This is a genomic window from Mycobacterium sp. (assembly GCF_965229105.1).
In the GTDB taxonomy this organism is placed as follows: Bacteria; Actinomycetota; Actinomycetes; order Mycobacteriales; family Mycobacteriaceae; genus Mycobacterium.
Genome location: NZ_OZ245858.1, coordinates 665,487 through 689,773, shown reverse-complemented (window position 1 = coordinate 689,773; position 24,287 = coordinate 665,487). Strand labels below are relative to the sequence as shown.

Genomic DNA, 24,287 nt, shown 5'->3' with positions numbered 1-24,287 from the left:
GCCAAGGATTCGGCTGGCGCAGAGCCCTCAACCTGGGTGGTGCTGTGCTGCCCTTACCAACACGGCGCCTGCCGCAGTCTTACTACGCGAAGCCGACTGGTTTTCAGTGCCGGTGATGGCGCAGCATGAGGTCATGGGACCTAGCCTCGGCGGCCAAAGCCAGTCCGGCGAGAACACCTTCGATCATGACCAGTGCTACCGCGAAGGCCTTCACGGGAAGAGCAAATCCGGTCGCCAGTGGTGCCGCGAATACGGACCCGCCAGCCGCTCCGGTCGGGATTACGCGGGCAGGGCCACATCAAGGACAGCCGAGACGTACCTGCCCGGCAGTACGGAGTCCGGGGATGTCGACATCGATGCCGCGGAACAGCGGAGCCGACGTGCGCAGGCCGCCGAGCAGTACCGGCCAGACCGCATCCGGCTCCTGCTCATCGCCGAAGCTCCGCCGGCTGACCCCAATCGCTATTTCTACTTCCACGAGGTCAACGCCCATGACTCCCTGTTTCGGCACGTCATCCGATCGCTTCTCGGTGTCGAACCCACCCGCGAAAACAAGGCCGAACTCCTCGCGCAGCTGCAACAGCAGGGCACCTTCCTCATCGATCTCAAACCCGATCCCGTTGACAGCACATCGCTGAATTCGTATGTGCCTGCGCTGATGCACCGGGTCCAAGGGCTTAGCCCCGAGCGCATCGTGCTCATCAAAGCAACGGTCTACGACGCTGCATACGCGGCGCTGGCCGCGGCCGGACTACCCGTGAGTTCTGTCCGCGTCCCGTTTCCCGGGAGCGGCCAGCAGACGAACTTCTCGCAAGCATTCGCCAACGCGGTCCGCGAGTCCGAGGCGGACACCGTCGCGACACCAGAACCAGCATTGTCGTCGCAACGCCGATTCGTCGTAGACCTCGCCGACTGGTTCGAAGCCAACGCCAAGCAGATTGTCGAGGATTACGACCGTTACTTCACGAGTTTCACCGGCCGCTGGTTTGAACATTTCGGCTCCGTCGGCGACCCCAACCGATTCGACGCCTCCGACCTGGTCGCGGTCGAGACACTCAGCGTCCAGGTGCCCACTGAGGCTGCAGCCAAACTGCTTGTCACCGAACCTGATCGGTTCAACGAGTTGCTTCGGCAGATACCGCTCTCAGTCGACATCTGGGACGCTTCCCGGGAGACATTGCAGGACGGTCCGGCGGCCGAACTTCACACACTGTTGCGCACCCTGCCGGGCGTCGACTGGGTCATCGCCGGCAAGCTGCTCGCCGCCAAACGACCACGCTTAATCCCCATCCTCGACAACAAGGTCAAAGACCTACTTCAGCCACCCACTTCGCGGTTCTGGATCTCGATGTGGGACGAACTGTCTGACGAGTCGCGCCGCGTGACCGTCGCCCAGGTTTGCGCGGATGCACCGGCCGACGTCAGCCTGCTCCGCCGCATAGACGTCGCGCTCTGGATGGCCGCGACCCAGCACGGTCAGTAGATGTATGCCCCTGACCGCGGCTGTGAGCAGCCCCGCTGCGGCCCAACCTCGGTTGGCCAGCTTTGGTGCACTGTGCACACTTTTTCAGCAGCACCGGCACCCACTGCCGTCATCACCTCATGCCGTGGATGAGGGCGTGAGGTCGTGCAGCTGCGGTTCATCCAGTGCGGCCAGCAGGCGGTTGATGGCGTCGCGCACTTCGGCGGTGAGCTGTCCGGTGCGGTCGCGCGCAACGGCGTCGGCGTATTGCCAGGACCGCGTCACCTGAATACTGGGACGGACATCAAACTTGTCCATCGGCAGTCGGTCGGACCACTCGTCGAGGCTGCCCATCTCGGTATCAGTAGCGTAGCCGCGCTGGACGAGCCATTCACGGAACACACTGTCGTTGAGCTCTTTTCGTGGTCTTCGCCCGGCTCGGCTGTCGGAGAAATCTTCGACCCATTGACGTACATAGGTGGAACCGGGCAGGCGTCGCGCGGGATACCAGCGCTGCGGGCTGCTGGAGCGCCAGAAGGCGAGATGGAAGTTGCCGTGGACCTGCCAGCCCGGCTCCTCAGTCAGCGCGATCAGCGCTCCGGCTCGATCTGGGTTGGCGTAGACGCGCTTGTACTGAGGGGCTAGCTCGGCCGGCCAGGCGCTGAGCACGACGTTGTCCCCGTCGATGTAGAGACTGATTCGATCGAAGGCCACGACCTGATCGGGCGGGAACTTCACGCCCGCATGCCCGCCGACGTCACGGACCTCAGCGGTGAACCCGGTAGCCGCCTCGAGGATGGCGCGCAGACGGCGCAATTGGCGGCCAGAGTGGTCGCCGCAGCGTTCAAGGTCGGTGTAGGGCAATAGGTCCCCGAAGTTTTGCTCGGCATTGTCGAAGAAGTCGTTGAGGACTGCGATCTCCGCGGGGCCCAGGACCCCAAGCTCGATGAGGTTCCACCACCGGTCGAGCAGATCCTGCCACCGCACCGGAACCCATCGCTTCGTGTGATGGTCGAGTTGTTTGGTGTTGATCTCCAAGGCCTGCTGCTCGCTGGCGCCGGCGTAGAGCTTGCTTTCGATGACGATCAGTAATGCGGTGCCGTACTGGATCACGCCGTCATAGCGGGCCCGCCGCTCCGAGGCCAGGTTGAGCTCATCAGTTCCGGCGACAAGGTTTTCGTGCGGGCCGAGAAACACGCTGACCAGCTCGTCGACCTTTGGGTCTTCGACTTCGGTGTCGAGCGCTACGAGGGATTCGGTCTGCATGTCGAATCGGGGGTGCGGCAGCTCGGAAAGCCTTGGACAGCCGGCCCGGCCGAGAAACGCCTCTTGGCATAGCGGGACCAGTCGCATCACGATCAAGGCAGCCCTGGTGAGTTGATCCTCGTGCCTGGGGTCACGGTCGTAGGGTCGGAAAATGCTCAGGTGCTGGTCCACGGCTTGACAGTAAACGCTGCATGAAGTGGGTTGGGACGACACCCGTCCCGTCTCGAGTCCGGCGGTCTGGCGGGCCTGGTCTCATTTTCACGGCGACCCGCGGTCGCAGGAACGAGCTGATGACCAGCCACACTCGGCGACGTGCCGCCGGCACCGTCAGGCTCGCGCTTCGAGCCTCGCTTCTAGGCCTCCACGACGTCGCGAGAGCAAACCCCACTGCAACGTCGGTCGCTCCGCTTACACTGCCCTGGCACGTGCACGAGGCTCAGTTGAAAGATGGCCCCACGCCGACGACGCAGTCGGCTACTTTTTGGAAGCCGGTGATGCTTCGGCTGATCCAGGACGAGCTGACAGCCTTTGAGGCCAAGCATCAGCTCGGACGCAAAGACAGCAAGCGTCTCGAGAAGATCGTGAGTCAGGCCGGGTGCCCGGCTACGAAGGTCCCCGGCTACCGCCGCTTATACGAATGCACGCTGCGCGTCCAGCGAGAGAAGATCATGGCCCCAGCTCGGAGCAAGGGCGTGGCCGCGGGGGCGTCAGCAATCCCGACCGGTTCCAAGGGGGCCGTGAAGTGCTCAGCGGGTTGCCGTTGTCGCGACGAGATCATTGAGAACGCTAAGACCCACCCGGAGTTAGCGTTTGATTGTTGTGGAACTGAACTTGACCCAACAAGATTCTCCGAGGGCCCGGAGCTACTCGTCGCGCATCACTTGACGTACGTCGTGGTTATCGGCTGTGCCGCCGTCACGGGTGCCCCAGTCGGTTAGGGCCCTTGGCGGGAACTCACCACCGGTTCAACAGCTTCGAACAATCGCAGAAGCTCCTGCGCAAACTCGTCCTGATGACCGCGCAGGAACCGGGCCATTCCCCGCACCTCCGCGACAGCCTCACGCGCACGCCCGAGTTCCTCGACGGTCGGCCCTGCCGGTGCCACGACACCGTCGGGATTGGTTCGTAGGTAGGCGGAGATGCGGGCGCGCATCTGATCGGCCTGACGGTTGTAATGCTCCAACAGGCCGGAGAGGCGGCGCTGGTCTCGCTCGGAGTTGCGTCGACAGTCCTCGCTATGGAAATCCTTGCGCCGGCCGGGGCCAACCGGTCGCAGAAATTGTTCATCGCATCTTGGGTTAGCGCATGTGGCTTGCAGAACCTGCAGCTCCGCGTCTTCGCGCCGATCAGTGAAGTCCACGACGTCACCCGACATTTGCTTCTCCCTCTGCAGTTTATTCGCGCGTTTCCATCTCCACTAGCTTAGGCATCCGTCCACGTAGAGCCTTCGGAGACACGCGACACTGCAAAAGCCTCCCGTGGCGACACGCAGTGTGGGCGTTGATTAATTTGCGCGCATCAAGGACCGGTGATCATGGACCTGCCCCCGCGTTTGCGGTGACACGTGCGGACATCAGGCCGACACGGGTGCCTGAAGCGCCCACACCGGCACCGACCTATACGTATGACCTAGAAACTGAAATTCGGAGTTCCCATGGCCCGCAAACCTGCCGTCGCCGCAGCGACCACGCTGTACAGACTCGTCGGACTGACCAATCCCCGCTCTGCGATCCGCAGTAAGTATTTGGAGTCTCCTGATTTCACATTTAGCACCCATTCAGTGGGAAGCCGCGAATCGGCGCTTGTGGTTGGCCACATCATCACTGAACGCGCTAAGTGGACGAGCACCGTCGGCGCACTCATCAAGGATCCCGTCGATGCCCACAACACCACGGCAGCAGCCGTACTGCTAGTGCCCGGCGACGACGACGTGACTTGGGCCCTGTCCTACGGAATGGGCTTTCTGCTGTTAGAACAGTCCTACGTCGACCCAGGCTTCGGGCAACGTCTCGCCGTCCGCGTCGCCGATGCCGATCAGCTCAACTCGCTCACACGGAAGACCATGGACGACCGCGCCAAGGTCGACCGCTCATCGATTCCCTCCGGTGACCACCTTCGGGGCTTCGGGATAGGCGGATTCGGAGAGTTGGTGACCCGACTCGTAGCCACCGCGACTCTTCCGGGCCTCAGCACTGACAAACCCTTCAAGCTCCGCGGCGCCGACGGACTGAACATCCCGCTCGGTAAGACATCTGAGACGCTGCTCGCCGACCTGGACGCCATTAGCAAGGCTCTCCTTCAACCCGTTGTCGAGGACTTAGAGGTCCTCGAACAGCTCATCGCGCTCAAGAAGGGCAGCGAAGACGCCGCCCAACTCGACGCCAAGTTGGTCGACGCCCTCCAACGGTCCACAACCACATCCATCGGGGCAGCGTGGCCGCACGAAAGTGTCAACGAAAACGGGACACCGGCCGCGTTCGCGGTCAAGAAGCGCGGTCGGCCTGAAATTCGCTCCGGCACTCCCACGGTCGAAGACCTCTATTCCGCCCTCGACCCCACGAACATTCTCGAATCACTCGACCGCGTCAAGATCCAGCTCTATAGCGATCCAGACGGCGAAAGCCCAATCAGCCCAGACATCCCGCTACGCAAATGGATAGCGTTCGAAGCAGACCTCGACGGCCATAAACACTTCCTGCACGACGGGCTCTGGTACCGAATCGACAACACATATGCCGCCCAACTCAAGCAGCGTGTCCAGGCCATCTTCAGCCGCCCCTGCGACCTGACACTTCCGGCCTGGCCCACAACTCCCGACGGCAAGCTCTTCCCCGAAGAGGACTACAACGAGCTCGCTGCGAGCGCATGCGGGGGTGTGCTGCTCGACCGAAAGCTGGTTCATACCAACCAAAATCCGCGCGGCTTCGAGACGTGCGACATCCTTGCTCCTAACGGCACTCTCGTCCACGTCAAGAACCTTGATGCTTCCGCCCCAGCAAGCCACCTTTTCGCCCAGGGCGCAAACGCAAGCCACACACTGAGCTTCGATGAGGAGGCGCGCGGCAAGTTCCGTACCCGCGTCATCAAAGCCGGTGGGGATCCGAAACTGGTGCGGGACAAGCCCCCAGCGATCGTGTTCGGCATCGCGCGTAACTCCGATAAGGCCTTCACCGCTGAATCCCTGTACAGCTTCAGCCAAGTGACGCTTGTGCGCACTTACCTAGATTTGGAAGCCAGAGGCATTCCCGTCTATGTCGTACCCATCGATCGCGCGGTTTGAACTGCTACGGCTTGCCCGATGCCGACGGACCCGCATCTGTTCAGAGCTCACCGTGTAAGCGAACCTTGTGGTGTCACGGAGCTGAATGGTCAGGAGCTGAGTATCGACCTCAGAACCCTCAGACCTATCCGGCTTGACTAACCGACGTCAGCCCGAACACTTCGTGCCAAGCTCGCTGTACCATCACAAAATTCGTCAGTCAGCCGCGTTTGGCTGGTCCAGTAGCTGCCGCGCAACGTGCTCGGCGAAGGCGGGATCGGCGTGGATGCGCGCTACGACGTCATCGGCGATCTTGTCTACGTCAATCGGACCCAAAGGCACTGTCCCCGCTGTCTGAGGTGGAAAGCCGACGTCTACACGTCTGGTGTACACACTCTCGCCGTCATCGCCGTACGCACTCAAAATATGGTCGTAAACGAGCTGGACCTTCTCGCGGAAGACATCGACGGTGTAGGGCGTCTCGGGTAAACCCTCGTCGAGCACGCGACGGATGGTGCTGTTCACGTCGTTCATCACGTCGACCTTGCGTCGCCAATCCTGGACGAGCCTTTCATGCAGGTGCTGGAGAAGTTCCTTTGCGCTCGCTTGAACTCTCTCCCGTTCCTCGGCGTTGAGCACGGGATCGGGTTGAGTCAGAAGGTCGAAGATCGCGAGTTCCTCCTCGGTCATACCTTCGCGGACCGCTCGTTCCTCTTCTGCCGTGAGAGTTCTTGAAAGCTCGATGAGACGACGCAGATACTCATCGATATTGACGCTGCCCGCGTTGTAGTCAGCGATCAGCTGCTCGATCCGCTCGACCAGCTCGTAGCGCGTCGGGTTCCGCAACGCGGCGCCGATCGCTTGCTGCCGAAGAAGCTGAGCCATCCTGTCTGTCTCTGCGCGCTTGCGACCGCGCAATTTCGCTGCGAGGCCGTCGAAATCGATCTGCGACAGGTCGATCAGTGGGTCTGGCTCACGGCCCTCGGCAACAGCGCGAATGACGTACTCCTCGGCACCCACCGATCGATCCAGCAAGGCGTCGACAGCATCGGCGACAACTCCAATGTCAGGTGTCGGCGGCTTCGTGACGTCGTGGATCCGCACGGCCAACACCCGAATCGTCGCAACGTTCCGTTGCTGTGCCGCGGCTTTCGAGTTTGGAAGCAGTGCCTTGAATAGTCTGCGGACCTGCCGAGCCTTCACAATAAAGTCGTTGCGGGTCCGTTCATCGACCAGCAGTGACTCGACCGCAGCGTCCCGTTTGGCGACGTGGTCGAAGCCCTCAGCATCGCGCACTGCGATCAAGTCGACACCGACGCCCGCACTGAAGGTTCTCAGATCTGCAACGGCAGCGTCGAGTTCACCCGCGAGAGCATCGATAATCTCGATGGGCGATTCCCCTTCCTTGGCTGCGCCGTAGACGGCGAGAGCCTTCTCCAAGTTCCGGAAGACTCCGACGTAATCGACAATGAGACCGTTGTCCTTTTCAGGGAAGACGCGGTTTGCGCGGGCGATGGTCTGCATGAGGGTGTGGTTTTTCATCGGCCTGTCGAGGTAGACGGTCGACACGCTCGGGGCGTCGAAGCCGGTCATCCACATCGCGCACACGAATACCAGGCGCAACGGATCGGTCGGCTCTTTGAATTTCTCCGCAAGGTCTTCGCGGTTCATCCGCTCGCGGTGGGGTCGAATGTCGAGGCCTAGGTCGTCGAGCGTCTTCAGCTCGTTCTGGCTTTGGGAGACTACGACTGCCATGTCGGTGGTTTCCATCAGCTCAATCCGCGATGCCAGCCAAGGACGCTCCAGCTCTGGCAGCGCGTCGTGCTGGCGTCGCAGATCGGCGAGGTGCTCGGCCCAAATTTCCTGGACGAGATCGTACATTCTCACGGCCGCGGCTTTGTCGAGGCCGACGTACATCGCCTTGCCTGAGAACCCGCGTCCAACGAAGTGTGAAACAAGGTCTTGCGCAAGGGTCTTCAGGCGTTCAGGACGGGTCAGCAGGGTGTACTGGGTACCGAATTTGCGTGCCAGCGCGCCCTCAGCGTCTTCGTCGAGTTCGGCTTCCTCCAGGAGCGCGTCGAGCTCGTCTGCGAAGTCGGCGTTTTTGAGTTGTAGCTCTGGGATGCGGTTTTCGTAGTAGAGGGGGACCGTGGCACCATCTTCGATGGCATCGCCGAAATTGTAGATACTGACGTAGTCGCCGAACTGCTGGCGGGTCGCCTGCTCTTCGCCAGCGATTAGCGGGGTTCCGGTAAAGCCCATCATCGAGGCGTTGGGCAGGGCGGTTCGCATGTTGAGCGCGAGGGTGTCGTACTGACTGCGGTGTGCCTCATCGGTGATGACGATGATTTCGGACCGGTCAGACAGCACCGGCATCTCACGTTCACCCTTGGACGGTTGGAACTTCTGGATGAGCGTGAAGACGTAGCGGTGGTCGGCTGCCAGCAGTTCACGCAGGTGCGCGATGGAGTCTGCGTGGACCCGGGCTTCGGGCGGGATCGCGCCGGCATCAGCGAACTCGCCGTGGAGTTGTGTGTCGAGTTCGGTTCTGTCAGTGACCATTACGAAGGTCCATTTGCCCCGGACGTGGCGGAGCACCTTCTGGGTGAACCACAGCATCGATAGACTCTTGCCCGATCCCTGGGTATGCCAGAAGACTCCGAGGCGTTTGTCGTGCACCGCGCGCGCGCGATAGAGATTCTCAATCGCGGCATTGACGCCGAGGTACTGGTGCGAACGCGCGACGATCTTGATCAAGCCTCCGGGGCGTTCCATGTAAGCGACGAAGCTCTCGAAGAGATCGAGCAGGTTCGCAGGATTGCAGGTGCCGCGGAGAGCTGTCTGCAATGCGATCTCACTACGGGCTCCGAAGGCGTCAATGACCTTCCAGTCCGAGAAGAAGTCCCACGGCGCATATGTCGATCCGACTTTCGCCTTACTGCCATTGGACAGCAGGACAAAACAATTCGGTATGAAGAGCTGCGGGATGGTGTCGCGGTAGTCGGTGACGTTGTCGTCGTAGGCCGACTTGACCGGCGCATTCGGTTCTTTGAACTCCAGCACTACCAGCGGTACGCCGTTGACGAACAGGGCGACGTCGAGGCGGCGGCTGTGCAACGGGCCCTTAACCCACATCTGCTGGACCGCCAGCAGGTCATTGTTCAGTTTGTCTCGCAGATCGATGTAGCGGATCGTCTCGGTTCGCTTGTCGTCGTTGTCATCTACCCACTCGGCCTGATATCCGTCGCGCAGCAGGTCGTAAACCTCACGGTTGGCGCGGATCCGATCCATCACCGAACGGTCCTTGGTCAATGCCTCGATCGCATCGTTGATGGAGAGGTCCGGCACATCCTCGGCGTTGAGCTTCCTCATCGCCGAGCGCAGACGATGGGTTAGGACCACGTCATGCTGAGAGTCACGTCCAAGCGTGCCCTCGGCGCCGAGGATTTCGTGGAAGGCATCGACTGGGGTCCAGCCGAGCTCACCCAACAACGTCATGCTGGGCTTCTCGACGTAGTCGTACTCTGGACCCCTTGCCATCATCACGCCACCTGTTCTCCCACCATTGCGTCCAGGTCGACTTCTGTCAGCATCGCATCCAGTTCGAGCGAAGACACATCGATCTGTCCGGTCACCAGCTTCGGCAGAAGCAGGTCGCGCAACGCTGCGAGCTTGTCGGCCTGCGCCGAAAGCGCGGAGGCTTCGTCACCAAGCGGGTCGACAGCGTCCTGAAAAGCGCTCAGCAGTTTGGTGGGTGGGACGACGAATGGTCTCGCGTATGCACTTTCGCGACTTAAGCCAGGCACTGCAGCGTGACTGTTAGTGAACTCAGTGCGGCGCAAGTGTTCGACCACGAATCGGAGGGGCAGGTCCGTAGTTACGTAGTACGCCGTGTCGATGGGCCAGCACGCAACGTCCACCCAGTGAACACTTCCCACATTGCCCTTGCGACCCACAACGATGGCTGGTCCGGCAACGACAGATTGGTCGTGCCAGCCGACTATCCCAGCCGAGCTAACGACCGCGACTTCGCCACCTCGTCTAGCGTTCGCCTTCAGCGCCTTGCCGTACTTGAGCTCGATTACGTCGCCGATCGTGCCTGCTGTCCAGCCACTCGGGATCGGGCCGAGGGCTGAGTCGACGAGGGGGACGTCCTCGCGACCGGGGTAGCGGAACTTCACGAACCACTCGCGGTAGATGGCCCGCGCCATCTCCTCCAGCACCTCCACCCGCCGTCGGTTGTTCTCGATCAAGTCGTCCAATGATCGGAGAATCGAACCAATTCGACGTTGGTCATCCAGCGAAGGACAGGGAACCGTGATTTTCTCGCAGTCCGGCACCCTCAAGTGCTCAACAGTCGACCCTGACCCTAAACTTTTTAGTTCAGCCTGCACGGTTGGCCCCATCATGCTGTACATCAGGAAATTGGGGTCGCACTCCATGAGGTCGGGGCGATACATCACAAGTCGCTGACCGAGAAAAACCCGGTCGTCGCTCCTGAGCATTCCGACGCCCCCGAAGGGCGCTTCGCGAGTCAAGATGATGTCGCCCGGTTCTGGAACCAGCCGTCGGGTCCACTTCGCGTATGTCGGCTCATCGACGTACTTCACATTGGCGGTGTCGACCCATCCTCCTCGGACGTTCGTCGTTCGGAGCATCTTGTAGGGGGTCGGGTCGGTCTGCGATGGCGCAGTCTTATTCACGCAGTCCACGATTGCCACACATAGATCTTTGATGGATCTATCAACCCATTGCCTCATGCTTAGAGAATCTTCTGGATGGCGGCATCGACACTCGACCGCAGACCTGCGGCCTCATCACTGAGCTTAGTGAATGCCTCATATAGCTCTTCGAGTTTCGCTGTAAAGTCCTCGTCGCTCTCAGCAACCACCGTGGACCCCGTGTAGCGGCCGGGGTTTAGACTCCACCCCTGGTCTTCGATCTCGGATCGCGTCGCGACCTTGCAGAGTCCGGCGACGTCTACGTACTTGCCGTCAGGGAAGTGCTCCTTGAGTAGTACGTCACTGCCCGCGCCGGTCTCGACGGCTTCGCCTCGGTAGAGACGCACGACATTTGCGAGGAACTCGATCTGTTCCGCCGTGAAGTCCCGGTGGGCGCGGTCAATCTGCCGGTAGGTATGCCGGGCATCAAGGAAGAGCACAGCGTCCTCGCGCTGCGTTCCTGCCTTCGCCTTGTCCAGGAACCACAGCGTCACAGGGAGAGTCACCGTGTAGAAGAAGTTGGAACTGATTGCGACCATTACGTCTACTGCACCAGATTCGACGATCTGCTTGCGGACTTCCCTCTCCGAATGCCCCGCATCGCCCGCTGAATTGGCCATGACGAACCCGGCGCGGCCCTTTGGCCCGAGGGCCGCGTAGAACTGCTGAATCCATAGGTAGTTGGCGTTGTCAGGCTTGGGAATTCCAAAGGGGAAGCGCTTGTCACCAGCCAGCTGATCCTTCTTGACTTTGTCGACGTTGAAGGGCGGGTTGGCCATTACGTAGTCGAAGGCGGCGACCGCGCTGTGCGGGTCTTCGTAGTAGCTGTTGGCTTGCCGGATGTCACCAGAGAGCCCGTGCAGTGCGAGATTCATCTTCGCCAGTGGGACGGTGTCCTCTGTCTTCTCGGTACCGAAGATCGAGAGCTTTCTCGTCGCTGATTCATGATGGCGCTCAACAAATTTCGCGCACTGGACGAACATGCCACCCGACCCGCACGCAGGGTCGAAGACGCGGCCGTGAAACGGTTCCAGAATCTCTACGATGAGACGGACGATCGAATAGGGCGTGAAGTACTCGCCACCGCCCTTGCCCTCTTGCGCGGCGAAGTTGGAAAGAAAGTCTTCGTAGATGAAGCCGAAGACGTCACCTTCAAGCTGTGTAGGCAACGGCGCAAACAAGCGCAGCAACTCAATCAGAGTCGAACGTTCGAGCTTTTGGTACCCACGCGGCAGGATGTCCTTGAGTTCAGGGTTGGCCGCTTCAATCGCCTTGATCGCCTCATCGACTGCCTTGCCGATGTCGTCGCTCTCCGGAAGGTCGTTGAGGTACGACAGCCGCGATTCCTCCGGCACGTACAACACTGATTTGGCCTTGTAGTCAGCGGGCCTTGCGGGGTTGCGAGCGGACGCCTTTGCCTCGATCTCGTCGCCGACAGCCGCGAATCGACTTTCCGCGTACGCGAGGAACACCAAGCCGAGTACTGGATTCCGGTACTGGACCGGCGTTAACTTCGAGTTCGCTCGCAACTCGTCAGCAGCGGCCCACAGCGTATTGCGCACCTTGGCGAGGTCAGTCGTCTTCAACCACGTTCCGTTCTTTCAGTTCGAGGCAACGGGCTCACGAACGATCCACTGCCAGCGAAATCATGTGGCGGTGACGTCTCCGTGAGCACAAGTCTGGAGCACCTGTGAGCACCAACAGCCGTCTAGCGGGGATCATCGCATAGCTCTGAACTCGAATAGGGCGGGAATCCCAGGGTTCCGAACCCTATGTCGAAGGCCCGGGGTTGCGCTGCAGGGAGCGGGCCGCAGGACCGACCAATCATTCCGCTGGGGACTTGTGCGAGGAGAATCCCACGACGGTCAGTCTGGCCGACGCCAGCCGACATCCCCTCCAAACACAAAGGTCACGACCTCTTTCGAGTTCGTGACCTTTGTGCCTGCAGTTCGTAGAACCGCTCTTTTTGTGGGCGAAGGGGGACTTGAACCCCCACGTCCCGAAGGACACTGGCACCTGAAGCCAGCGCGTCTGCCATTCCGCCACTCGCCCAAAACAACCGGCAGAGCGTAACACGGTGACGGGGTCGGATTCCAAACCGTCATGGGCGTCACAACCCCGTCGAATCGCCTTCGATGCGCAGGTGATCAACTCGCTGACCTGGCCCGACGTGTTTCTCACAGTTCTTATGGTGCCGCGGCGATGTGCTGGCCCGATACCATGGCGAGGAAACACACGGGTGACAAGACACGCGACGGGGTACTTGAACGTCTTGAACCGAGCGGAAACAGAAAGGCAGGCGATGAGATGGGACTGGTCCAGCGGTTTGACCGCAAGATCGAGTCCACTGTCGGCGACGCTTTCGCCCGGGTCTTCGGCGGATCCATCGTTCCCCAAGAGGTAGAAGGCATGCTGCGCCGGGAGGCGGCCGACGGCGTGCGTTCGCTGCAAGGTGGCCGACTTTTGGCTCCCAACGAGTACGTCATTACCCTCAGTGCATCCGATTACGAGAAGGTGCAAGCCGATCCCGATCTCACCTCGGACACTTTTGCCAAGCATCTGGGCGGATATATCGGCGATCAAGGGTGGCAAACGTATGGTGATGTGGTCGTCAGATTCGAGCAATCGCCGAACTTGCACACTGGCCAGGTCCGCGCGCGAGGTGTCGTCAACCCCGATGTCACACCCAGCGCCAGCCCCCACCCGAGCACCAGCGAGCCCGCCCCACCACAATCAGACCAGGCGTTGACCGCAGAACCAGGAGCACCGATGACCGACAATCCGACCTATCGCGGCCAGGGCCAGGGCCAGGGGCGGCCAGGCGACGAGTACTACGACGACCGGTACGGCCGTCCCCAGGAAGATCCGCGCGCCGCAGGCCAGGAGCCGCGCGCGCCGTACACACCGCCAGAGTCGGGCGGCTACCCCCCGCAGGGCGAACCGAACTACCCGCCGCGGCCGGGTTACCCCGAACAGGGCGGCTATCCCGATCAAGGCGGCTACCCGCCGCCGTCCTATGACCAGCGCCCCCCGGCCGGCTACGGCCCGCCCTCGGGCGGCTACGACCAGGGTTACCGGCAGGGCCCCGGCTACGGTGCGCCTCAGGGCGGTTATGGAGCCCCCGCTGGCGCCCCCCCCGGCGCTGACTACGACTACGGCCGTCCAGATGGCCGTCCGGCCCCCGGCCGGCCCGATGAGTACCCACGCCCCGACGCGCGGCCGGGCTACCCCGAGCAGGGCAGTTATGACCAGCCCGGTTACAAGGGTGGCGGTTACGGCCGTCCGGAGTACGGACAGCCCGACTACGGCCGTTACCCCGAAGGCCCGGGCGGTGGCTACAGCGAGCCGCCCCGCGGTGACTATGACTACGGTCAGCAGCCGCCTGCAGCCGGCGGGTACGCCGGTTACGGCCAGGGTGCGGACTACCGGGCAGGCGCCGCGGCGGTCACCCTGCAGCTCGACGACGGCTCCGGCCGCACGTATCAGCTGCGTGAGGGTGCAAACGTCATCGGTCGCGGCCAGGACGCCCAGTTCCGGCTCCCCGATACCGGCGTGTCACGCCGCCATCTGGAGATCCGGTGGGACGGTCAGGTCGCCCTGCTGTCGGATCTGAATTCCACCAACGGCACCACGGTGAATAATGCGCCGGTACAGGAGTGGCAGTTGGCCGACGGAGACGTCATCCGGCTAGGGCACTCCGAGATCGTCGTCCGCGTCCACTGAGTTCTCGGCTGGTCATGACCCGGCGCTGAAGCTGTGAGGCTTGCCCTCACTTCGGCCATCGCCCAAGTATCGTGACGTTGCCAATGGGCGCGGTGTTTGCGGGTGCCCAGGGCCGAGAGTGATTGTGGACGGGAAGGACGTTAGATGCAGGGACTGGTTCTGCAGCTGACGCGTGCCGGTTTCCTGCTGCTGCTTTGGCTGTTCATCTGGTCCGTATTGCGCATTCTGAGGACGGATATCTATGCACCGACCGGTGCGGTCATGGTGCGCCGTGGGCTGGCGTTACGGGGCACCCTGCTGCCGGCCCGGCAAAAGCGCACCACAGCCAGGTATCTGGTGGTGACCGAGGGATCGCTGGTCGGCACCCGGATCACCTTGGGCACCCAACCGGTGCTCATCGGCCGTGCCGATGACTCCACGCTGGTGCTCACCGACGATTACTCTTCGACTCGACATGCCCGCCTGTCCCAGCGGGGCACCGAGTGGTACGTCGAAGATCTAGGGTCGACCAACGGGACTTACCTTGACAGGGCGAAGGTGACGACGGCTGTACGTGTTCCGATAGGCACGCCGGTTCGGATCGGCAAAACCTCAATTGAGCTGCGCCCGTGAGCCTTGGTTTGCGCTACGCCGCGCGCAGTGACCGTGGACTGGTGCGCGCCAACAATGAGGACTCGGTGTACGCCGGTGCCCGGTTGCTGGCGTTGGCCGACGGGATGGGTGGTCACGCCGCCGGTGAAGTCGCCTCGCAGTTGGTGATCGCCGCGCTCGCCCACCTCGACGATGACGAGCCTGGTGGCGATCTGCTGAGCAAGCTCGATGCCGCGGTCCGACAGGGCAACGCCGCAATTGCCGGACATGTCGAGATGGAGCCCGAGCTCGAGGGTATGGGCACCACGCTGACGGCAATCCTGTTCGCCGGCAACCGACTTGGGCTTGTGCATATCGGCGATTCGCGAGGCTACCTGCTGCGCGACGGTGAGCTCAACCAGATCACCAAGGACGACACGTTCGTCCAAACCCTGGTTGACGAGGGCCGGATCACCGCCGAGGAGGCGCACAGCCACCCGCAGCGGTCGCTGATCATGCGGGCGCTGACCGGACACGAGGTCGAGCCAACGCTGATCATGCGCGAAGCCCGGCCCGGCGACCGCTATCTGTTGTGCTCTGACGGGCTGTCCGATCCGGTCAGCCACGACACCATCCTCGAGGCCATGCAGATCGAGGACGTCACCGAAAGTGCCGACCGCCTCATCGAATTGGCGCTGCGCGGCGGCGGGCCCGACAACGTCACCGTGGTGGTCGCCGACGTGGTCGATTACGACTACGGCCAGACGGCACCAATTCTTGCCGGTGCGGTCTCCGGCCACGATGACGACGTCGCCCCGCCCAACACCGCGGCGGGCCGTGCATCCGCGTTCAACCCCAAGCGCACCGCAGCGAAACGCGTTGTGCCGCAGATCGAGGAGCCGGTAAAAAAGCCACGATCGCGGCGGCGAATTGTCATTGCCGCCGCCCTGGTGGTGCTCCTGGTGCTCGCCGGTCTGGCCGTGGGCCGCGAGGTGATCCGCAGCAACTACTACGTCACCGAGAACGCTGGCACGGTGTCGATCATGCGTGGGATCTCCGGCTCGATCCTGGGTTATCCGTTGCAAGAGCCCTACCTGCTGGGCTGTCTCAACGACCGAAACGAATTGTCCCAGATCAGCTACGGCCAACCGGTGGATTCGCTGGGCTGCCGGCTGATGGGACTGCAGGACCTCCGGCCCTCCGAACGCGCTCAGGTGGCGGCCGGTCTGCCCGCCGGTTCACTCGATGACGCGATCAATCAACTGCGCGAACTGGCCCGCACGTCGCTGCTACCGCTGTGTGCCCCGGCGCCGGTGACTCCGACGGCGACGCCGACACCCTCCCCCGCACCCGCGCCAGCCCCGCCCACACCTGCCACCTCCGCCCGGCCCGGGCCTGCCACCTCCGGAACCCCCGAGCCCAGTGCCCCGTCGACTACTGAATCTGCCTCGCCGACAACCACTCCGGCGTCCTCACCGGCTGCCACCCCCACCTCACCTGTCCCACCGGCTCCCACACTCTCGCCAACCCCCACGCCGACGCCGACGGCGACTGTCACCGCGCTGCCGCCAGCGCCTTCGAAACCGGGGACCGACTGCCGGGCGGCGGCATGACATCGCCAGGCAAGACCTCGGCCGACAAGCCGCCACCGTCGGCCGCCAAAAAGTCGACCGGCAATACCGCACCGCAGTCCCCGGTGGCCGTCACGCCGCCGCTGCCGAACCGTCGAAATACTGAGCTGCTGCTCTTGGGCTTCGCCACCGTGATCACCACGGTGGCGTTGCTGATCGTGGAGGCCAACCAGGAGCAGGGCCTGTCATGGGATCTGGCCGGCTATACCGTGGCCTACCTGGCGCTGTTCGGCGTTGCACACCTGGCGATCCGACGTTTCGCCCCGTACGCCGATCCGCTTCTGCTCCCAGTCGTCGCCCTGCTCAACGGGCTCGGCCTGGTGATGATCCACCGACTCGATCTTGCCGACACCGTCAACGGCAGCGCCCGCGGCGGCAGTGCCAATCAGCAGATGCTCTGGACCCTGGTCGGCGTCGTCGGATTCGTAGCCGTGCTGATGCTGTTACGCGATCACCGGCAGCTGTCCCGCTACGGGTACGTCTGTGGCTTGGTCGGCGTGGTGCTGCTGGCGATCCCGGCGTTCCTACCCGCCGCGTTCTCCGAGCAGAACGGCGCCAAGATCTGGATTCGCTTCCCCGGCTTCTCGATTCAGCCCGCAGAGTTCTCCAAGATCCTGCTGCTGATCTTCTTCGCCGCGGTGCTGATCTCGAAGCGCAGCCTGTTCACCAGCGCTGGAAAACACTTCGTCGGGATGGACCTGCCCCGGCCACGCGACCTGGCGCCGCTGCTGGCCGGCTGGATCATCTCGGTGGGAGTGATGATCTTCGAAAAGGATCTCGGCACGTCACTGCTGCTGTACGCCTCGTTCCTGGTGATGGTCTATATCGCCACCGAGCGGTTCAGCTGGGTGGTCATCGGCCTGACCTTGTTCGCCGCGGGAAGCGTTGTGGCATATCACCTTTTCGGCCACGTCCGGGTCCGGGTGCAGAACTGGCTTGACCCCTTCGCGGACCCCGACGGCGCCGGCTATCAGATGGTGCAGTCGATGTTCAGTTTTGCCACCGGCGGTATTTTCGGGACCGGGCTGGGCAACGGGCAGCCGGCGACGGTACCGGCGGCTTCTACTGATTTCATCATCGCCGCGGTCGGCGAGGAGCTTGGCCTCGTCGGCCTGGCCGGCGTGCTGATGCTGTACACCATCTTGATCATCCGTGGCCTGCGCACCGCCATCGCCGTGCGGGACAGCTTCGGCAAGCTGCTGGCCGCCGGTCTGGCCTCCACCCTGGCCATTCAGCTGTTCATCGTCGTCGGCGGAGTCACCAAACTGATCCCGCTGACCGGGCTGACCACCCCGTGGATGTCCTACGGCGGGTCGTCTCTGCTGGCCAACTACCTCCTGCTGGCGATCCTGGTCCGCATCTCCCATGCCGCGCGCCGACCGATCGTCAGCGGCCCGGCCACGCAACCGCCCATCGCGGCGGCGTCCACCGAGGTGATCTCGAAGGTATGAACACCTCACTGCGCCGCATCTCGATGGCAATCATGGCGTTGATCGTGCTGCTGCTGTTCAACGTCACCATCACGCAGGTGTTCACTGCCGACGGTCTGCGCTCTGACCCGCGCAACCAGCGGGTGCTGCTCGACGAATACTCGCGCCAACGTGGACAGATCTCGGCCAACGGTCAGCTGATGGCCTATTCGGTGTCCACCGACGGTCGATACCGATACCTGCGGGTCTATCCCAATCCTTTTGTCTACGCACCGATCACGGGTTTCTATTCGCTGCGCTACTCCAGCACCGGGCTTGAGCGCGCCGAAGACACCATCCTCAACGGATCCGATCAGCGGCTCTTCGGGCGCCGCCTGGCCGACTTCTTCACCGGCCGTGACCCGCGTGGCGGAAACGTCGACACCACGATCGTCCCGCGCATACAACAGGCCGCCTGGGACGCCATGCAGCGGGGCTGTAATGGCGGTCCCTGCAAGGGCGCGGTAGTGGCCATCGAACCGTCGACAGGCAAGGTTCTGGCACTGGTGTCCGCACCCTCTTATGACCCAAATATGTTGGCCTCGCACGATATCGAGCAGCAGTCTGCCGCGTGGGAGCAGTTGCGCGACGACCCCGAGTCCCCGTTGACGAACCGGGCGATCTCCGAGCGCTACCCACCAGGATCGACGTTCAAGGTGATCACCACCGCCGCCGCGCTGCAGTCCGGGATCAACGTCAACGAGCAGCTCACCGCGCAGCCGTCGATCCCGTTGCCGGACAGCACCGCCACCTTAGAGAACTACGGCGGCACACCCTGCGGTTCGGGCCCGACCGCCTCGCTGCAGGAGGCGTTCGCGCGGTCCTGCAACACCGCCTTCGTCCAACTCGGCATCAAGATCGGCGCCGACGCACTCAAGAACGCCGCCTTCGCCTTCGGGCTCGATAGCCCACCTGCGCCGATCCCGCTGCAAGTGTCCGAATCAACCGTCGGTCCCATCTCCGACGCAGCCGCGCTCGGGATGTCGAGTATCGGTCAAAAGGACGTCGCGGTGACACCGCTGCAGAACGCACTCGTCGCCGCCACCATCGCCAACCGGGGTGTGACGATGCAGCCGTACCTGATCGACGGTCTCAAAGGGCCTGACCTTGCCAACGTCAGCACGACGGCGCCGGTGCAGCAGCGGCGTGCGGTCTCTGCGCAGGTCGCGGCTAAACTTACAGATTTGATGGTCGGCGCCGAGCAAAACACACAGCAGAAAGGGGCCATTCCGGGCGTGCAGATCGCATCCAAAACGGGTACCGCAGAGCACGGAACGGACCCCCGCAACACCCCGCCGCATGCGTGGTACATCGCCTTTGGCCCGGTCGCGACCCCGAAAGTGGCGGTCGCGGTGCTGGTCGAGAACGGCGGTGACCGGCTCTCGGCTACCGGCGGCGCGGTCGCAGCGCCCATCGGCCGGGCCGTGATTGCCGCGGCACTTCAGGGAGGATCATGAGTCCGCGCAGGCGCCCGCGAGTGAGGCACGAACGATCGGGTGACAAGCAATGAGCCCAAGAGTTGGTGTGACGTTATCCGGCCGCTATCGACTGCAGCGCCTGATCGCGACCGGCGGTATGGGTCAGGTCTGGGAGGCCGTCGACAGCCGGCTCGGCCGTCGGGTCGCCGTGAAGGTGCTCAAGGCCGAATACTCCTCCGACCCAGAGTTCGTCGAACGGTTCCGCGCCGAAGCCCGCACGGTGGCCATGCTGAACCATCCCGGTATCGCCAGCGTCCACGATTACGGCGAAACCGAAATGGACGGCGAGGGCCGGACCGCGTATCTGGTGATGGAACTGGTCAACGGTGAACCGTTGAACTCGGTGATCAAACGCACCGGCAGGCTCTCGCTGCGCCACGCGCTCGACATGCTCGAGCAGACCGGCCGCGCGCTGCAGGTCGCACACACCGCCGGCCTGGTGCACCGTGACGTCAAACCCGGCAACATCCTGATCACGCCCACCGGACAGATCAAGCTCACCGACTTCGGTATCGCCAAGGCGGTCGACGCCGCCCCGGTCACCCAGACCGGCATGGTGATGGGCACCGCCCAGTACATCGCGCCCGAGCAGGCGCTCGGCCATGACGCCACCGCAGCCAGCGATGTGTATGCGCTGGGAGTTGTTGGCTACGAAGCTGTTTCGGGTAAGCGTCCGTTCACTGGTGAGGGCGCTCTGACTGTCGCGATGAAGCACATCAAGGAGACACCGGCCCCGCTGCCCGCGGACCTGCCGCCGAATGTGCGCGAGCTCATCGAGATCACCCTGGTGAAGAACCCGGGGATGCGTTATCGCAGCGGCGGCCCGTTCGCCGATGCGGTGGCCGCAGTCCGGGCCGGGCGCCGCCCGCCCCGGCCCAACCAGGCGCCCACCATCGGTCGGGCCTCGCCTGCCGCCATCCCCGGCTCAGGCGCCCAACCTCGGGCCGCCGTCGTCGATCAGCGAGCTCCCGCGACCGGCACACGTGCCCGGCCGGCCTCTGGCAGCCACCGTCCGCCACCACCGCGACGGACGTTCTCCTCCGGTCAGCGGGCGCTGTTGTGGGCGGCCGGTGTACTCGGCGCGCTCGCCATCGTGGTCGCGGTGTTGATCGTCGTCAATGCCAGGGACAACAACAACCAGCAGCAGTCACCGCCCACGGTCACCGACACGGTCACGTCCAACCCCGGCGCGCCGGAATCGCCGCCCGCCGCGCCGTCGAATTGGACGGAACAGCAGGTGACCGGTCATCCTGGAGTGCTGACGGAACAGCTTCGGTTCCAGCTCCCGCAGCCGGCAGCGCCGTCCGCGTACCACGAGATATTGAGATGACGACCCCCCAACACCTGTCTGACCGCTACGAAGTCGGCGAGATCCTCGGCTTCGGCGGTATGTCCGAGGTGCACCTCGCCCGCGACACCCGGCTGCACCGCGATGTAGCGGTCAAAGTGCTGCGCGCCGACCTGGCCCGCGACCCCAGCTTCTATCTGAGGTTCCGCCGCGAGGCCCAGAACGCGGCGGCCCTCAACCACCCGGCGATCGTCGCGGTCTATGACACCGGGGAGGCCGAGACGCCCGCCGGTCCCCTGCCATACATCGTGATGGAGTACGTCGACGGCGTCACGCTGCGCGATATCGTGCACAACGACGGCCCGATGCCCATCAAGCGTGCCCTCGAGGTCATCGCCGATGCCTGCCAGGCCCTGAACTTCAGCCACAACCACGGCATCATCCACCGCGACGTCAAACCGGCCAACATCATGATCAGCAAGACCGGCGCGGTGAAGGTGATGGACTTCGGTATCGCTCGCGCGCTGGCCGATTCCACCAATGTCACCCAGACCGCCGCGGTCATCGGCACCGCGCAGTACCTGTCCCCCGAGCAGGCCAGCGGTAATCCTGTCGACGCACGCTCGGACGTTTATTCGCTGGGCTGCGTGCTGTACGAAATGCTCACCGGCGAACCACCTTTCGTCGGTGATTCCCCTGTCGCGGTCGCCTACCAACACGTCAGGGAAGATCCGGTCCCGCCGTCGCAGCGCTACCCAGGCATCCCGCCCGAGCTGGATGCCGTGGTGCTCAAGGCGCTGACGAAGAATCCGGAGAACCGCTACCAGACCGCCGCGGAGATGCGGGCCGATCTGGTGCGCGTGCACAACGGTGAGCCGCCGGAGGCACCCAAGGTGCTCACCGAGGCCGACCGCAGCGGCCTGCTCGCCACCACGCCTCCGCCGCGCCATGGCGCTGACTCCACCGAGGAAATACCGCGGCAGAAGGCGCATCTCGTCGAGCATGACCGCGGCACCGGCGGCGGTTCCGTCGGCCGGTGGGTGATTGCCGCAGCGCTACTCGCCATCCTGACGGTCGTCGTGACGCTCGCGATCAATTTCCTCGGCAACGACACCCGCTCGGTGCAGGTGCCCGATGTGTCCGGTCAGGCCGTCGCCGACGCCACGGCCGCACTGCAGAACCGTGGTTTCAAAATCACCACGAATGGCGTTCCGGATTCAAAGGTGCCACCGGGCGACGTCATCAACACCGACCCGGCGGCCAACTCTTCGGTCGATGCGGGCGCCCAGATCACCGTCAACGTCTCGACTGGCCCGGAACAGCGGCAGGTATCGGACTGCGCCGGGCTGACTTACGCCGAATGTGTCGTCAAGTTGAAGGCAGCCGGGTTCACCCGCTTCACCCAGACCGACTCAGCGTCAACGGTCGAACTCACGGACAAGGTGCTCGCGACCAACCCCCCTGCCAATCAGACCTCGGCGATCACCAACGAGATCGCCATCATCGTCGGGTCGGGCCCGGGTAACAAGGTGGTCCCGGACTGCGTCGGGCAGACCGTCGATGTCTGCAGGCAGATCCTCGGCGCGTCAGGATTCCAGAATGTCGTCCCGATCCAGGTCGACAGCACAGCGCCCGCCGGTCAGGTGATGGGGACGAATCCGGCCGCCGGACAAGACGTCCCGGTGGTCACTGTGATCCAGATCGAGGTTTCGCGCGGCAACCAGTTCGTCATGCCGAACCTGGCCGGGCAATTCTGGACCGACGCCGAACCGAACCTACGGGCGCTGGGGTGGACGGGTGTTCTGGTCAAGGGCGCCAACGTCGATAACAGCGGCCAGCGTTCCAATGCGGTGGTCACGCAGTCGCCGCCCGCAGGTGCCGCGGTGACCTATGGCAGTTCGATCACGCTGAACTTCGCGTCGTAGCGGCCCGGACGGCGTCGGCGACTTCGGTCTCCAGCCGATGCACCAGGGCCTCCGACGGCGCGTCCCCGGCGTAACCCAGCCAGTTGGCCAGCATCCGGTGGCCGCCCTCGGTCAGGATCGACTCGGGGTGGAACTGGACACCGTGGATGGGCAGCTCGCGGTGCTGAACCGCCATGATGACCCCACCCTGGGTACGGGCCGTCACTTCGAGTTCATCGGGGACCGTGTCCGGCAGGATGGTCAGCGAGTGGTAGCGCGTCGCGGTGAAAGGATCCGGCAGCCCCTTGAGGACCCCGATGTCCGCGTGATGCACCGTACTTGTCTTGCCGTGCAACAACTCTGGCGCACGGTCCACGGTGGCGCCGAATGCGACCCCGATGGCCTGATGACCCAGGCACACCCCGAGTAACGGGGTGCCTGCGGCCGCAGCGGCGCGCACCAGCGGGATGGACGCGCCGGCGCGTTCAGGGGTGCCGGGGCCAGGGCTGAGCAGGACGGCATCGAAATCGTCGGCGACCGCCGCGATCTGCGCCTCGGTGGCCAGCCGGTCATCGTCGTTACGCCAGACCTCAGCCACGACGCCCAACTGACCCAGGTACTGAACCAGGTTGAACACGAAGCTGTCGTAGTTGTCAACGACCAGAACCCGCATCGTCACAGGTTACCGGGGGCGCACAGCCGGTCAGTAACTGATCGGCCCCGCAGGCTGCGCGAACTGCATGCGCACCGGTTCGGTGTGCCCGACGACGTCGACATCGCTGCGGGTCTGCTCGGTGTAGCCGAGTCCGAACCGCACGACGTACTGCTTGTACAAGGTCACCAGGGGAGCCTGGCCCAGCGCCGCCTTCATCGCCGACACGTCACCGATCGCGGTGACCGTGTACGGCGGGCTGTATGTCCGGCCGTTGAGTAACAAGGTGTTGCCGACGCAGCGGGGGGCCGACGTGGCGATGATGCGCTGGTCCTGCATCTGGACCGCTTCGGCGCCCGCACTCCACAGCGCATTGAGGACCGCCTGGATGTCCTGCTGGTGCACCACCAGGTCATCCGGTGTCGCATCGCGCGGGAACCGGCCGTTGGCGTCGCGCTGCGCATCGGTCAGCGTGATCACCAGACCGGGGCCGTGCACCGGGTCAAGGCCCGCGTCCGCCGCCAGCTCGCCGGCCCTGGCCAGCATCGCGGTCAGCGCGGTATCGCTGGACCGGCCATGGGTGGAGTCGACCTGGGTGGCCAGCGCGTCACGCTCGGCGCTGAGCCGGTCCACCGACTGTTGGGCCTCACGGACCAGGTCAACCAACCGCGGCGAGTCGCTGCTGCGGATCTCACCGCCCCCTGACACGCCATGAGTGGCCGCCAAGAGCAGCCCTGCGGATAGGCAGACGACCGGCACGCCGTAGCGCCAGCGGGACCGGTGGCCGTCCTCCGGCGCCGGGCCGGCCGCCGCCGTCGTCCGTGCCATCGGTGGTCCTTCCGGGAATTCTCAGGGAACGGCGGT

At 63.6% G+C, this 24,287-nt stretch carries 16 protein-coding genes and 1 tRNA gene; 9 read left to right on the top strand and 8 right to left on the bottom strand.

The window, feature by feature from the left end; all coding sequences use genetic code 11:
• The first annotated feature begins 133 nt into the window (after nucleotides 1-133).
• On the top strand, nucleotides 134-1,483 hold the full coding sequence (locus ADBZ9O_RS03205; RefSeq protein ID WP_526528341.1) for a DUF6308 family protein: 1,350 nt from the start codon (nucleotides 134-136) through the stop codon (nucleotides 1,481-1,483).
• A 117-nt stretch (nucleotides 1,484-1,600) separates the two neighbouring features.
• Here the strand turns inward: ADBZ9O_RS03205 and ADBZ9O_RS03200 are convergent, their stop codons facing one another.
• On the bottom strand, nucleotides 1,601-2,899 hold the full coding sequence (locus tag ADBZ9O_RS03200; RefSeq protein ID WP_526528339.1) for a hypothetical protein: 1,299 nt from the start codon (nucleotides 2,897-2,899) through the stop codon (nucleotides 1,601-1,603).
• A gap of 763 nt (nucleotides 2,900-3,662) precedes the next feature.
• A complete protein-coding gene (locus ADBZ9O_RS03195; RefSeq protein WP_526528337.1) occupies nucleotides 3,663-4,103 on the bottom strand; it encodes a hypothetical protein in 441 nt (146 codons plus the stop codon).
• A 279-nt stretch (nucleotides 4,104-4,382) separates the two neighbouring features.
• Between ADBZ9O_RS03195 and ADBZ9O_RS03190 the strand changes: the two genes are divergently transcribed.
• Nucleotides 4,383-6,008, top strand: coding sequence for a DUF6119 family protein (locus ADBZ9O_RS03190; RefSeq protein ID WP_526528335.1), 1,626 nt, complete (start codon nucleotides 4,383-4,385; stop codon nucleotides 6,006-6,008).
• Nucleotides 6,009-6,203: 195 nt separating this feature from the next.
• On the opposite strand, the gene ADBZ9O_RS03185 is transcribed toward ADBZ9O_RS03190, so the two are convergent.
• From ADBZ9O_RS03185 to ADBZ9O_RS03170, 4 genes are all read right to left on the bottom strand, one after another.
• Entirely contained in the window at nucleotides 6,204-9,485 is a 3,282-nt protein-coding gene (locus ADBZ9O_RS03185) for a type I restriction endonuclease subunit R (protein WP_526528333.1), read from the bottom strand.
• A gap of 44 nt (nucleotides 9,486-9,529) precedes the next feature.
• Nucleotides 9,530-10,708 carry a restriction endonuclease subunit S gene (locus ADBZ9O_RS03180; RefSeq protein ID WP_526528331.1) on the bottom strand — a complete coding sequence of 393 codons (1,179 nt, stop codon included), beginning with the start codon at nucleotides 10,706-10,708 and terminating at the stop codon, nucleotides 9,530-9,532.
• 41 nt (nucleotides 10,709-10,749) lie between these two features.
• Nucleotides 10,750-12,294, bottom strand: coding sequence for a class I SAM-dependent DNA methyltransferase (locus ADBZ9O_RS03175; protein WP_526528329.1), 1,545 nt, complete (start codon nucleotides 12,292-12,294; stop codon nucleotides 10,750-10,752).
• Nucleotides 12,295-12,677: 383 nt separating this feature from the next.
• A tRNA-Leu gene (locus tag ADBZ9O_RS03170) sits at nucleotides 12,678-12,760 on the bottom strand.
• Between the two features lie 255 nt (nucleotides 12,761-13,015).
• Here ADBZ9O_RS03170 and ADBZ9O_RS03165 point away from each other — a divergent pair.
• From ADBZ9O_RS03165 to pknB, 7 genes are all read left to right on the top strand, one after another.
• Nucleotides 13,016-14,431 carry an FHA domain-containing protein gene (locus tag ADBZ9O_RS03165; RefSeq protein WP_526528327.1) on the top strand — a complete coding sequence of 472 codons (1,416 nt, stop codon included), beginning with the start codon at nucleotides 13,016-13,018 and terminating at the stop codon, nucleotides 14,429-14,431.
• A 144-nt stretch (nucleotides 14,432-14,575) separates the two neighbouring features.
• The gene (locus ADBZ9O_RS03160) at nucleotides 14,576-15,043 is read left to right on the top strand and encodes an FHA domain-containing protein FhaB/FipA (protein ID WP_526528325.1); all 468 of its coding nucleotides are present in this window, start codon (nucleotides 14,576-14,578) and stop codon (nucleotides 15,041-15,043) included.
• Nucleotides 15,040-16,614, top strand: coding sequence for a PP2C family protein-serine/threonine phosphatase (locus ADBZ9O_RS03155; RefSeq protein ID WP_526528323.1), 1,575 nt, complete (start codon nucleotides 15,040-15,042; stop codon nucleotides 16,612-16,614). Before ADBZ9O_RS03160 ends, ADBZ9O_RS03155 begins: the two co-directional genes overlap by 4 nt.
• Nucleotides 16,611-18,083, top strand: coding sequence for a peptidoglycan glycosyltransferase RodA (rodA, locus tag ADBZ9O_RS03150; protein ID WP_526528321.1), 1,473 nt, complete (start codon nucleotides 16,611-16,613; stop codon nucleotides 18,081-18,083). The genes ADBZ9O_RS03155 and rodA overlap by 4 nt, the downstream gene beginning before the upstream one ends.
• On the top strand, nucleotides 18,080-19,558 hold the full coding sequence (pbpA, locus tag ADBZ9O_RS03145; RefSeq protein WP_526528319.1) for a D,D-transpeptidase PbpA: 1,479 nt from the start codon (nucleotides 18,080-18,082) through the stop codon (nucleotides 19,556-19,558). The genes rodA and pbpA overlap by 4 nt, the downstream gene beginning before the upstream one ends.
• A 49-nt stretch (nucleotides 19,559-19,607) precedes the next feature.
• Nucleotides 19,608-20,909, top strand: coding sequence for a serine/threonine-protein kinase (locus ADBZ9O_RS03140; protein ID WP_526528317.1), 1,302 nt, complete (start codon nucleotides 19,608-19,610; stop codon nucleotides 20,907-20,909).
• A complete protein-coding gene (pknB, locus tag ADBZ9O_RS03135; RefSeq protein ID WP_526528315.1) occupies nucleotides 20,906-22,792 on the top strand; it encodes a Stk1 family PASTA domain-containing Ser/Thr kinase in 1,887 nt (628 codons plus the stop codon). The genes ADBZ9O_RS03140 and pknB overlap by 4 nt, the downstream gene beginning before the upstream one ends.
• Here pknB and ADBZ9O_RS03130 read toward each other — a convergent pair.
• A complete protein-coding gene (locus tag ADBZ9O_RS03130) occupies nucleotides 22,770-23,444 on the bottom strand; it encodes an aminodeoxychorismate/anthranilate synthase component II (RefSeq protein ID WP_526528313.1) in 675 nt (224 codons plus the stop codon). The two genes, pknB and ADBZ9O_RS03130, sit on opposite strands and share 23 nt — an antisense overlap.
• Nucleotides 23,445-23,474: 30 nt before the next feature.
• Nucleotides 23,475-24,251, bottom strand: coding sequence for a DUF881 domain-containing protein (locus ADBZ9O_RS03125; RefSeq protein ID WP_526528311.1), 777 nt, complete (start codon nucleotides 24,249-24,251; stop codon nucleotides 23,475-23,477).
• Nucleotides 24,252-24,287 lie beyond the last annotated feature (36 nt).